The 12,670-nt window shown below is 47.0% G+C and carries 9 protein-coding genes; 6 read left to right on the top strand and 3 right to left on the bottom strand.

Going from position 1 to position 12,670, the window contains the following annotated elements; genetic code table 11:
• Positions 1–58 precede the first annotated feature (58 nt).
• Both N5E87_RS09185 and ppsA read right to left on the bottom strand, forming a co-directional pair.
• Entirely contained in the window at positions 59–3,100 is a 3,042-nt protein-coding gene (locus N5E87_RS09185; protein WP_086903579.1) for an FAD-binding and (Fe-S)-binding domain-containing protein, read from the bottom strand.
• A 99-nt stretch (positions 3,101–3,199) separates the two neighbouring features.
• Positions 3,200–5,569: a phosphoenolpyruvate synthase gene (ppsA, locus tag N5E87_RS09180; RefSeq protein ID WP_011716755.1), complete on the bottom strand. Its 2,370-nt coding sequence runs from the start codon at positions 5,567–5,569 to the stop codon at positions 3,200–3,202.
• Positions 5,570–5,693: 124 nt separating this feature from the next.
• Between ppsA and N5E87_RS09175 the strand changes: the two genes are divergently transcribed.
• The 4 genes from N5E87_RS09175 to N5E87_RS09160 all read left to right on the top strand — a co-directional run bounded on the left by N5E87_RS09175 (position 5,694) and on the right by N5E87_RS09160 (position 9,218).
• Positions 5,694–6,506, top strand: coding sequence for a pyruvate, water dikinase regulatory protein (locus N5E87_RS09175; RefSeq protein ID WP_011622371.1), 813 nt, complete (start codon positions 5,694–5,696; stop codon positions 6,504–6,506).
• A gap of 181 nt (positions 6,507–6,687) precedes the next feature.
• Positions 6,688–7,752 (top strand): 3-deoxy-7-phosphoheptulonate synthase, encoded by a 1,065-nt coding sequence (locus N5E87_RS09170; RefSeq protein ID WP_086903578.1) that lies wholly within the window; start codon positions 6,688–6,690, stop codon positions 7,750–7,752.
• Between the two features lie 150 nt (positions 7,753–7,902).
• Positions 7,903–8,334 carry an acyl-CoA thioesterase gene (locus N5E87_RS09165; RefSeq protein WP_011622369.1) on the top strand — a complete coding sequence of 144 codons (432 nt, stop codon included), beginning with the start codon at positions 7,903–7,905 and terminating at the stop codon, positions 8,332–8,334.
• 221 nt (positions 8,335–8,555) lie between these two features.
• Positions 8,556–9,218, top strand: coding sequence for a response regulator transcription factor (locus N5E87_RS09160; RefSeq protein ID WP_086903577.1), 663 nt, complete (start codon positions 8,556–8,558; stop codon positions 9,216–9,218).
• Between the two features lie 81 nt (positions 9,219–9,299).
• On the opposite strand, the gene cysB is transcribed toward N5E87_RS09160, so the two are convergent.
• On the bottom strand, positions 9,300–10,274 hold the full coding sequence (cysB, locus tag N5E87_RS09155) for an HTH-type transcriptional regulator CysB (RefSeq protein WP_011622367.1): 975 nt from the start codon (positions 10,272–10,274) through the stop codon (positions 9,300–9,302).
• A 227-nt stretch (positions 10,275–10,501) separates the two neighbouring features.
• On the opposite strand from cysB, the gene zomB reads away from it, so the two are divergent.
• Together zomB and N5E87_RS09145 are read left to right on the top strand one after the other, a co-directional pair.
• On the top strand, positions 10,502–11,281 hold the full coding sequence (gene zomB / locus N5E87_RS09150) for a flagellar motor control protein ZomB (RefSeq protein WP_011716752.1): 780 nt from the start codon (positions 10,502–10,504) through the stop codon (positions 11,279–11,281).
• A 112-nt stretch (positions 11,282–11,393) separates the two neighbouring features.
• Positions 11,394–12,622, top strand: a protein-coding gene (locus N5E87_RS09145) for an IS3-like element ISShes2 family transposase (protein WP_086937298.1) whose coding sequence is annotated in 2 segments (ribosomal slippage) — positions 11,394–11,745 and positions 11,745–12,622 — 1,230 coding nt in all. Because the reading frame shifts where the segments join, the coding sequence is not laid out codon by codon here.
• Positions 12,623–12,670 lie beyond the last annotated feature (48 nt).

Here is a 12,670-nt window from a genome sequence, read left to right as displayed (position 1 = left end):
CGACTGGTTTAGTGTGGCATTGCTGTAGGGATTATCCAATCCCTAATACAAAATTGCGTTAAGCCTTAACGAGCTCCAATAAAGCCTCTAATGGATGTTTTGGCTTGTAACCGGCGAAACGTTTCACTTGGCTGCGACAAGAGTAGCCAGAGACTAGCACCTGCGACGCGTCTATCTTGCTTAAAGTGTCTTTCCACGACATATCAAACAAGATCTTAGAACGCTCAAGATTCTCAGCCTCATGGCCGTAAGTACCCGCCATGCCGCAACAACCCAGATTCACCGCGGTTAATTTAGCGCCAAAGTGAGTGAAGATTTTGCTCCACTCATTGGCGGTATTGGGTTTAGCCGTAGACTCAGTACAATGGCTAAACCAAGTAAATTGCTTATCTTGCATGGCCTTAGTCGGAATATCCTGCAGAATGCTAAGCAGCCACTCGTTAGCCAGTTTCACCTCAAACGCGCCGCGATTCGCCCCTAAGATTTCTTTATATTCATCGCGATAACAGAGCACTAAGGCGGGATCGATGCCCACCATAGGCATGCCTAACTTATGCACTTGGTTTAAGAAATCCGCGCTCGACTGCGCCGTTTTGGCAAATTTATCCAAGAAACCCTTAATATGGGTCGGTTTACCATTGGGTTTAAAGGGCAGAAGAACAGGGTTTAATCCCAACGTTTCAATCAATTGGATAAAGCGATATACCAAGCCAGCATCGTAGAAACTGTTAAACGGATCTTGCACCACTAACACAAATTTTGCGCGCTCATCGGCGGGGATGGCCTGCAATGCCGCTAGATCATAACCACGGCTCGCATGACCATCGAGTCGTTGTTTTAATGTCGGCACCGACAGCGCCGGCGCATCCACATAGCCGATGGCTTTTTTGATCACCCATTGGCTGAGCGGGTTCTGCGAGGCGAAATTGGTTAGCCTTGGCGCCGCCGCCATAATGGGCAGACTGTCTTCGATGCCCGCCACCAGATAATCTTTAGCCGGACGCAGATAACGTTGATAGTAAATATTAAAGAACTGCGCCCTAAATTTAGGCACATCCACTTTCACCGGACATTGGCTCGAGCAAGCCTTACAGGCTAAACATCCCTTCAGCGATTCCATCACTTCGTGGGAATAATCGTAATCGCGCTTCGCATTGATGGTATTTTGCATGCGCTGCAAAATACCTAAGGGTTTAGCTCTGGCCAGCGCATTGACATCGACGCCTTCGGATTCGAGTAAACGCAGCCACTCACGCATCAAGCCCGCGCGACCTTTAGGCGACTGAACTCTGTCTCCCGTCACTTTAAATGACGGACACATAGGTGAGAAACTGCTGTAGTTAAAGCACAGGCCATTACCGTTACAGTTCATCACATCGGGATAGGCATCGCGCACTTCGACCGGAATTTGCCGGTCAAACTTGCCGCGCTTGGTACTGTCCACATCAAAACACAGGCCACCCGCTTGCTTGGGCGCCACTAATTTGCCTGGGTTGAGTCGATTATCAGGGTCAAATAGGCCTTTAATGTCTTGCAGCACACCATAAAGCTCGTCACCAAATACCGATGGACCATATTCGCCGCGCACGCCCTTTCCGTGCTCGCCCCACATCAGACCGCCATATTTGAGTGTCAGTGCCGCGACTTGATCGGAAATCACCCTCAGCAGTTTTTCATCTTCCACATCGCACATATCCAGCGCGGGCCTAACGTGTAACACGCCCGCATCCACATGACCAAACATGCCGTATTGCAAATTGTGACTATCGAGTAGTGCGCGAAACTCCATAATATAATCGGCAAGCATTTCGGGCGGCACTGCCGTATCTTCGGCAAACGCAATGGGTTTACGACGTCCCTTGGTAGCACCGAGCAGGCCCACGGCTTTTTTACGCATGCCGTAGATTTTCTCAATGCTGGCCTTATCTTGAGTGACTTGATAACCAACCACACCACACTCACCACGGCTGATTTGCTCGGTCAGCACGGCTTCGAGTGCTGCAAGCTTTTCGCTCACCTCAGCGGCATCACCAGCAAACTCAACCATATTGAGGCCATCGATCACTTTGGCCGGCACTTCTTGAATAAGGTCTGAAACCGAATGCCAAACAATGTCCTCACGGGCAAGGTTAAGCACTTTTGAGTCCACGGTTTCGACCACAGTGGCCCGCGCCGCCACTAAGGATGGCGCATGGCGCAGTGCGGACTGGAAGGAATCGTACTTAATGTTCACCATCGCCCGTTCACTCGGCAGTGGTGTAATGTTGAGTTTCGCTTCGGTGATCACCGCCAGCGTGCCTTCAGAGCCAGTTAAAATACGCGAGAGATCGAACTGGGTTAAGCCGTTGTTCCAGACATTCTTTAAGTCATATCCGGTTAAAAAACGATTGAGCTTAGGGAATTGTTGTTCGATCAGCGCACGCTTCTCGCGGCACACCTCGGCAATTGCCGAAATCAGTTTTTGCCCGAGCGGATTATCGCTCACGTTATCGGGGTTACATAACAGTCCCGCATCCAGGGGACGAGTGTCGAACACGCTGCCATCAATCAATACGCTGCGTAGCGCCAGCACATGATCAGAGGTTTTACCGTAAACTAAAGATCCCGCGCCCGAGGCATCGGTATTAATCATACCGCCGATGGTGGCACGGTTTGAGGTTGAGAGATCTGGACTGAAGAAATAACCGTGGGGACGCAGCGCATCGTTTAGCGCATCTTTGACGACACCCGCCTCGACGCGTACCCAGCCCTGCTCGGGGTTCACTTCCAATACGCGATTCATGTAGCGAGACACATCGAGGATCAAGCCGTGGGTCAGCGATTGGCCATTGGTACCCGTACCGCCGCCTCTGGCACTAAAAGTCACACCCACAAATTCAGCTTTTGCCGCCAGCGACAAGGCGATTTGAATATCTTTCTGATGCTTAGGGTAAAGCACCGCCTGCGGCAAAAATTGGTATACGGAGTTATCCGTGGCCTGCACGAGGCGCGCGCTATAGCGCTTATCGATATCACCGGCGTAGCCACTTTGCGCTAAGGCATCAAGATAGGCCAGATAGACAGGTTCTAAGGTTTGTTGGTGTGATAACAGAGGTAACATGAGCGGCTTCAGTCAATTATTGTTATGCGGCCCATTATAAACAAAAAAAAGCCGCTAAAAAGCGGCTTTTTTAACACCTTTATAAAATTACAACCGAGATCAACCGTGCGCTTCGGCTAAATATAACCAAGTATCAATCACTGTATCAGGGTTTAACGATACGGTATCGATACCTTGTTCAACTAACCAGGCGGCGAAATCAGCGTGATCTGAAGGTCCTTGACCACAGATACCGATGTAAGCGCCCTTAGCCTTAGCCGCTTTAATGGCCATAGACAGTAGGATCTTAACGGCTTCGTTGCGCTCATCGAACAGGTGGCTGATGATGCCTGAGTCACGGTCAAGACCGAGTGATAGCTGAGTTAAGTCGTTTGAGCCGATAGAGAAACCATCGAAGTGCTCAAGGAATTGGTCCGCTAACAGCGCGTTTGACGGTACTTCACACATCATGATGACGCGCAGACCATCTTTACCACGCTCTAAGCCCTGCTCTTTCAGCAGTTCAATCACTTGCTCGGCTTCTTTCACGGTACGGACGAATGGGATCATCACTTCAACGTTTTTCAGACCCATTTCATTACGCACACGCTTAATCGCTTCACATTCTAACGCGAAACAATCGCGGAATGATTCAGAGATATAACGGCTCGCACCACGGAAGCCCAACATTGGGTTTTCTTCCTCTGGCTCGTAACGGTCACCACCGACTAAGTTCGCGTATTCGTTAGACTTAAAGTCTGACATACGCACGATCACTTTCTTCGGATAGAAAGCAGAACCGATTGAGGCGATACCTTCGACTAAGCGGGCAATGTAGAACTCAACTGGAGAGTCGTAACCTGCGATCATCTCGTTGATTTCTTCCTGCAGCGCAGCGTCTTGTTGGTTGAATTCAAGCAGCGCTTTCGGGTGAATACCGATCATGCGGTTGATGATGAATTCTAAACGCGCTAGACCCACACCTTCGTTTGGTAAACGAGCAAAATCAAATGCGCGATCTGGGTTACCCACGTTCATCATGATTTTCATCGGTAATGCAGGCAGAGCGTCAACGCGGTTAGACACCACTTCGAACTCTTGCTTACCTTCGTAGATGTAACCAGTGTCACCTTCGGCGCAAGAAACAGTCACTAACTGACCATTCTTGATACGGTCGGTCACGTCGCCACAACCTACTACTGCTGGTACACCTAATTCACGGGCAATAATCGCCGCGTGACAGGTGCGACCGCCACGGTTAGTCACGATGGCGCTGGCGCGCTTCATGATAGGTTCCCAATCTGGGTCAGTCATGTCGGTCACTAACACATCGCCAGGTTGGATTTGATCCATGTCAGCGATTGAAGTTAATACCTTAGCCACACCTGAACCCACTTTATGACCGATAGCACGACCTTCAGAGATCACCGCGCCACGGCTCTTTAAGTGGTAACGTTCAATTAATTGTACGTCTTCACGGCTACGAACCGTTTCTGGACGCGCTTGAACGATATAGAGTTTGCCATCGTTACCGTCTTTTGCCCACTCGATGTCCATTGGACGACCGTAGTGTTTTTCGATAACCATAGCTTGTTTAGCCAATTCCATCACTTCGGCGTCGTTGATAGAGAATTGACGACGTTTTTCAGCAGCAACGTCTTCAATTTTCACTTGTTTGCCGTGAGAAGCATCATCGGAATACACCATCTGGATGAGCTTGCTACCGATATTACGGCGAACAACGGCTTTATGGCCTTGAGTGAGGATGGGTTTGTGAACATAGAATTCGTCAGGGTTTACCGCACCTTGAACAACCATTTCACCCAGACCGAAAGATGAAGTGATAAACACCACATCGTTGTTGCCTGATTCAGTGTCCATGGTGAACATCACACCTGATGCCGCTTTGTCTGAACGAACCATGCGTTGAACGCCAGCAGACAGGGCAACACCGTGGTGCTCATAACCTTGGTGTACACGGTATGAAATTGCACGGTCGTTAAAGAGTGACGCGAACACGTGCTTAATCGCCACGAGTACTGAGTCAAATCCTTTCACGTTTAAGAAGGTTTCTTGCTGACCAGCAAAAGAAGCATCTGGCATGTCTTCTGCGGTAGCAGAAGAACGCACCGCGAATGATGCATCGCTCGTTTCAGCGGCAAGTTTATCGTAAGCTTCACGAATCGCTTGCTCTAGAGCTGGTTGGAACGGGGTATCGATAACCCATTGTCTGATCTGTGCACCTACTTGTGCCAGTGCATTGACATCATCTACATCCAATGTTGCTAGGATGTCATAAATCTTCTGGTTTACTCCACTTTGTTCAAGGAACTCATTGAACGCATAAGAAGTAGTCGCAAATCCGCCAGGTACTTGAACACCGGCATTAGCTAGATTGCTGATCATCTCGCCAAGAGAAGCATTTTTACCGCCAACCAAGTTGACGTCACCCATGCCTAATTCCTGATACCAGAGTACGTATTGCTGCACAGTTCTATCTCCGCAAGTTTATTTCAGTGGCCCCTTCACACGAGGGCAGCGGCATTTTACACTCCCGCCGAAGCAGCGTAAATCTATAATTTTATTTGTAATTTTATTACTACAAGAGGTCAGTATGGCACCAAAGGTATTTTACATCTCCGACGGGACAGCGATCACAGCTGAGGTTTTTGGGCATGCAGTACTCTCGCAATTTCCATTAGAATTTGAGTCACTTACAATTCCATTTGTTGAAACATTGGCAAAAGCTGAGAACGTTAAACGACAAATTAATGATTGTTTTATTACAACAGGTGAAAGGCCGTTAGTGTTCCATTCGATCGTAAAACCTGAAATTCGGGACATTATTTATTCGAGTGAAGGACTCGATTACGATTTTTTAAATACCTTCGTTGCACCACTTGAACAACATTTAGGCGTTAGCGCCTCTCCGGTGTTACATCGCACCCACGGAAAAGCCAATCACGGCTATGAAGCTCGTATCGATGCCATCAATTTTGCGATGGACAATGACGATGGCCAAACCATGAAACATATGGATCAGGCCGATTTAATCCTGCTTGGCGTGTCTCGCTGCGGTAAAACCCCGTCCAGCCTCTATTTATCGATGCAGTTTGGTATTAAAGCAGCCAACTATCCGTTCACCGAAGACGATATGGATAACCTGAAACTGCCCGAAGCGTTAAAACGCAATAAGAAGAAGTTGTTCGGCTTAACCATCGATCCAGTGCGTTTACATGAAATCCGCCAAAGCCGCATGGAAAACAGCCGCTACTCGTCCTTAAAGCAGTGTCGTTTAGAGGTCAAAGAAGTCGAGATGATGTTCAAACGTGAACGTATTCCTTATATCGACACCACCAACCACTCGGTCGAAGAAATCGCCACTAAGATTTTGGACGTGACAGGCTTAGAACGTCATATGTTCTAATCTTGATGATTTCGAACGAGACAATCGAGTCCCTCGATTTAGGCTAAATAGGTCTAACTTAAATCAAATTCATTGCACAGTTGCCGACAATTAACACAATTGGCACTGTGCAATGCTGTTCGATTCGTTATAATCCGAGGCAATCTGGCGAAAAGCGCCGCACGCAAGCTCGGTATTTTGAATGACCATTAAAACAGACGAATTACGCACTTCCTTATTAGCTAAAGTCATCTCACCTGCACAACTGGCATCTGAGTACCCGTTAACCCAAGATGCAGCCGATTATCTCGTACAACAACGTCGTGAAGTCGAAGCCATTATTATGGGCGAAGATCAACGCCTATTAGTGATCATTGGCCCCTGCTCTATCCATGATACTCAAGCCGCCCTCGACTACGCTCGCCGTTTAGCGGTATTGCATCAAGAGTTAAAGGACGATCTCTGCATTTTAATGCGTGTGTATTTTGAAAAACCACGCACTATCGTCGGTTGGAAGGGGTTAATCTCCGATCCTGATTTAGATGGCAGCTTCGAGCCAAATAAGGGATTACGTATTGCCCGCGAATTATTGCAGCAAATTACTGAGCTGAAGTTACCGATTGCCACCGAATTTTTAGACATGGTGAATGGTCAATATATTGCCGACTTAATCACCTGGGGCGCTATCGGTGCTCGCACCACCGAAAGCCAAGTCCACCGTGAAATGGCCTCGGCACTCTCCTGCCCCGTTGGCTTTAAAAACGGTACTGATGGCAACATTAATATCGCCGTCGATGCAGTGCGCGCAGCAAAAGTGCCACATATCTTCTATTCACCGGATAAAGATGGCGCCATGTCAGTGTATCGCACCCATGGTAACCCTTACGGCCACATTATTTTACGTGGCGGTAAAAAGCCGAATTACTTTGAACAAGACATTGAAGAAGCAAGATTAAAACTTGAGTCTGTCAATGTGACTCCGCGCGTGGTGGTCGATTTTAGCCACGGCAACAGCGAAAAGAATCACCTGAAGCAACTAGTGGTTGCTGACAATATCATGGCGCAAATGCGCACGGGCAGCACGGCCATTGCAGGGGTGATGGCCGAAAGTTTCTTACAGGAAGGCAATCAAAAAGTGGTTGAGGGTCAACCTCTGTGTTACGGCCAAAGCATCACAGATGCTTGCCTGCATTGGGATGACTCGGAGAAATTACTGCGCGATCTGGCTAAGGCCTCTCGCGATAGACGTGAGTTTCTCGGTAAATAAGTCGATTACCCACGGCAAAAGGCTTCCACTGGAAGCCTTTTTTCTTTTCGTTTTACCTTAACACCTAACGATATAGGTGTTTTCTACCATTCAAATTGAAAACTCACTATAATTGCGCCTCTTTAAAAATGCATAACCTCAGGTTGCCGTATGCCAAACTCGCTCGACTCTAGCCGCCCAGCCTTTTCTGACGCCATCGAACAGCGGATCAATCAATCCGAAGCGCGGGTGATCAAGGCTGTATTTCCGTCTATTACCAATCACCACAACACCTTATTCGGTGGCGAAGCATTAGCTTGGATGGATGAAACCGCCTTTATTGCGGCGACTCGCTTTTGCCGTAAAACCTTAGTAACCGTCAGCTCCGACAGAATCGACTTTAAAAAACCTATTCCAGCGGGCACCTTAGCCGAACTCATCGCCCGCGTGATCCATGTGGGTAATACCTCGTTAAAGGTGGAAGTGAATATTTTCGTCGAGGACATGTATCAAGACCACCGCGAACATGCGATCCGCGGTGTATTCACCTTTGTTGCGGTTGACGAACAACGCCATCCGACTCAGGTGTGGACCGCTGAATAAGATTTAGCCAGTCAAAATAAGGTACTCTCGCCCTTAAACACGCCCGTTTGAGGGCGTGTTTTTGTTTGAATAATCCGCCCACCTTTGATAGACAAAAGTATAACAACCAGAAACATATAAAAATTTTGTCAATCTTACTGCATAAAGCAATAGGATCCTCGATTACTTTTCTGTTACATTGGGTTTAATCTTCACGTGCCACGAACATAACCAACAAAGCCATGAAGCTAGAAAACTTAAATATTATTATTGCCGATGACCATCCATTGTTTCGAAATGCACTACGTCAAGCCCTCAGTAGCGCCTTTGAGCACACCCAATGGTATGAGGCCGACAGTGCCGATGCCTTGCAGTCAGTACTAGATTCACAGAATGTGAGTTACGATTTGGTTTTGCTGGATCTGCAAATGCCTGGCTCCCACGGCTATTCGACGCTTATTCACCTGCGCTCCCATTACCCTGAACTGCCTGTGGTGGTGATTTCGGCCCATGAGGATATCAATACCATTAGCCGTGCTATCCATTATGGCGGCAGTGGGTTCATCCCGAAGTCAGCGTCGATGGAAACCTTAAAAGAAGCGCTCACCGCCGTATTATTTGGGGATATCTGGTTGCCCGCTGGTGCTGAAATCATCCCGATTGAAGATGATGATACGGATAAGATGGCCAACAAACTCTCCGACTTGACGCCGCAGCAATACAAAGTGTTGCAGATGTTCGCCGAGGGCTTACTCAATAAGCAAATCGCCTATGACTTAGGTGTGTCTGAAGCCACCATCAAAGCCCACGCTACCGCGATTTTTAGAAAGCTGGGAGTCCGTAATCGTACTCAAGCCGTTATTGCCTTAGGCCAGCTTGAAATGGATAAAGTGGATTTGACCTAATTCGGCTATGACTGCTGTCAATTTCGCATAAAAAATGCCGCATTCATTGCGGCATTTTTTATTGTCTCTAACAACCGCGAATCAACGCATTGGCAGGTTTTTATCGGCAAACATTTCATCAATCAATTGCTGATCGCGTAATGCCACCGCCTTTTCAACGACATCGCGAGTCAAATGCGGTGCAAAGTGTTGAATAAAATCATACATATAACTACGTAAGAAACTGCCTTTTCTAAAACCAATCTTAGTCGTGCTGTGGGCAAATAAATGGCCCGCATCGATAGCCACTAAGTCTTTATCGATATTAGGGTCAATCGCCATCGAGGCTATCACCCCGACTCCTAAGCCTAAACGTACATAGGTTTTCAGTACATCGGCGCTGGTCGCACTAAAGACCACCCGCGGCTCGAGATTAGCGCGGTTAAAAGCTTTTTCAATCTCCGATGCGCGGTCAAAACCAAACACATAAGTGACTAATGGGAAACGGGCTAAATCTTCGATACTGATATGGGTACGGGTCGCCAAGGGATGATCTTTGGGAACCACAACCGAGCGATTCCAATGGTAACAAGGCAACATGATTAAGTCGGAATACAAGTGCATCGCTTCGGTGGCAATAGCAAAGTCAGCATCGCCACGCGCCGCTTGTTCGCTGATCTGCGATGGCGTGCCTTGGTGCATATGCAGGTTGACTTTAGGATAGCGGTCAATGAATTGGCGAATAATATGGGGTAACGCATACCGCGCCTGCGTATCCGTGGTCGCGATATTCAATTCACCCTGATCAGGTTTAGTGTATTCCTCGGAGACTTTTTTAATGCTTTCGACTTTGCCTAAGATGTCATTGGCAATATTTATCACCTGTTGTCCGGCGGGTGTTACGTGGGTCAAATGTTTACCACTGCGACCGAAGATTTGAATGCCTAATTCATCTTCCAACATGCGAACTTGCTTACTGATCCCAGGTTGCGATGTATATAAATTTTCCGCGGTGGCCGATACGTTAAGGTTGTGTTTGACGACCTCAGCAATATACCTGAGCTGTTGCAGTTTCATCTTATGTCCTTGTCTCAAACAGGCTGAATTGGATTGGCGAACATGGCGCAACTCAGTATCAGCTATAATCAATCGTTATAGTATATAGTAAAAATTAAAGCAAATAGGAATATAGAGCACAAGTCTTAAGTTTCATACGACAGAAATGATAACCTAGGCTAAGATAACTATGCTAGTTTATTGATTTATTGTAGCATTAGCCCAATTAGATAAATAATGGAACAGCTATGACATTCACCTTGGTTCTGATCCTCATCGGTGCACTTTTACTGCTTGTTATCGGAATTAACGTTATACAACAACAAAAAGAACGTGCTGAGGCTGAACGTCGCATAGAATTTGCCCGTCAACGCGCAATTATTGATGAAACTGAAACCGTATTGTCCAACACAGGGATGATCCCTTGCAGTACACACATCATTTTAGTGCTCTATCGTCGTGTACAAGAAGCGTTAGAAATCGCCACTACTTTAAGTGCGAGTCAACAGCAATCGGATTTTCAACGTCGTCTTACCGATCTCAAGTCACAAATCGAGACATTGCAATCTAACACGCCACAGATGCCCCCTATCGAGAATTTTAGATTGCCGGATAATGACAAGCAGATCTTAGTGTTAGTACAAACACTCAAGAAACTGAAAGCCATTTTACGTGCAGAGCACAACAAGGGCCGAGTTGACCCCAATGTTTTTGCTCAGGAAGAGAATCGTATCGATAGTTTACAGCTACGGATTAATGTTGATTCCATGCTGTCCCGTGCCCGTGCCGCGAGCTTTATGAAGCAATATGGTTCGTCTAAGCAAATGGTCACAAAAGCTTTAGCAACCCTACATGCCATTAAAGCACAAACGCCGAATGACCCTTTTATTGCCCGCAAGGTCGATGAAGCCAAGATGTTGTTAGATGAGATTATGGGCGCACAAAAATTGTCAGCACCAAGTGCGCCTAGACCTAAAAATGAAGAAGATGACATCGATATGCTGTTTCAACCCAAGAAGAAATGGTGATATCGCATTGCTCAATTAAGAACGTTTTCCATAAAAAAGCCAAGTCTGTGACTTGGCTTTTTTATACGTGTTGTCCCGTCCTGAAATACGTTGACATAAAGAGGATTTCTTTATGACAACATTAATTAACTCAAGCCGTAAGCGCACACAACGAGATTACACCTTAGCCTTTAAATTAGGCGTTGTAGAGCGTGTTGAAAAAGGCGAAATGACGTACAAACAAGCCCAAGCCCATTTTGGTATTCAAGGCCGTTCAACGGTACTCGTCTGGCTTAGAAAACATGGTAGACTCGATTGGTCGAAACCTTTTCAGCATCCCCTTATGACTAAGTCAAAAGAAACACCTGCCGAAACGATCAAGCGCCTTGAACGTGAGTTAGCAGAAGAGAAACTGCGTAACCAAATCCTCAATGGCATGGTTGATATCATGGACAATGAATATGGAGCAGGCCTCAGAAAAAAGTACTTATCCGGTACGTCTGGCAAGCAAAAGGCAACGGAGAAATAAACCTCGCTGCCGCATGTCGTGCTGCGGGTATGTCGAGGCAAGGTATTTATCAGGCAGTTGCTCGAATGGAAAGTCGTAGAGCTGAGCTATCGGTTATCAAAGACTGGGTCCAGTACTGGCGTAAATATATGCCAAGGTTAGGGGCCCGTAAGCTCTACACGTTGATAAAATCCAAGCTGGTTGAGCACGATATTAAGCTCGGGCGAGATGGGTTCTTTACCTATTTGAGAAGTGAAGGTTTACTGGTTAAACCGAAGAAAAGCTACACAAAAACCACGTTCAGCAAACACTGGATGAAGAAGCATCCTAATCTGCTGAAAGAGGAGGGACTGCACGATGCAGGGCATGTACTGGTCAGCGATATCACCTATCTTGAGTCAGACCAAGGTGTGCACTACCTGTCACTGATCACCGATGCCAGTTCTCGTAAAATAGTCGGTCATCACGTGAGTAAAGACATGAAAGCCGAGAGTGTGGTGAAAGCGTTAAAAATGGCCATCAAAGATAAGCGCTATATCGGCAACGCGGTGCATCACTCAGACAGAGGCTTACAGTACTGCTCAGCCGTTTATCAGAATGCGCTTCAGGCGAGCCAAATCCAGCCGTCAATGACGGATGGTTATGATTGCTACCAAAATGCATTAGCAGAAAGAGTGAATGGCATACTGAAGCAGGAGTTTTTACTGCACCGATGTAGGACATTTGCGGAGCTGAAGATACTTGTTAGAGAATCGATAGCAATATACAACGATATGAGACCGCATCTGAGTTTGAATATGGACTCCCCTAATCAGGTGCACAATAGAAAAGGCCAGCTACTGGAGCTGGCCTAAAACTGTCAACCTATCTTAGGACGAGACATGTTTATGCGCAATATCTCG

Origin of the sequence: Shewanella sp. GD03713 (assembly GCF_029843705.1) — a bacterium.
Lineage (GTDB): Bacteria > Pseudomonadota > Gammaproteobacteria > Enterobacterales > Shewanellaceae > Shewanella.
This window is presented reverse-complemented; position numbering and strand designations above follow the sequence as displayed.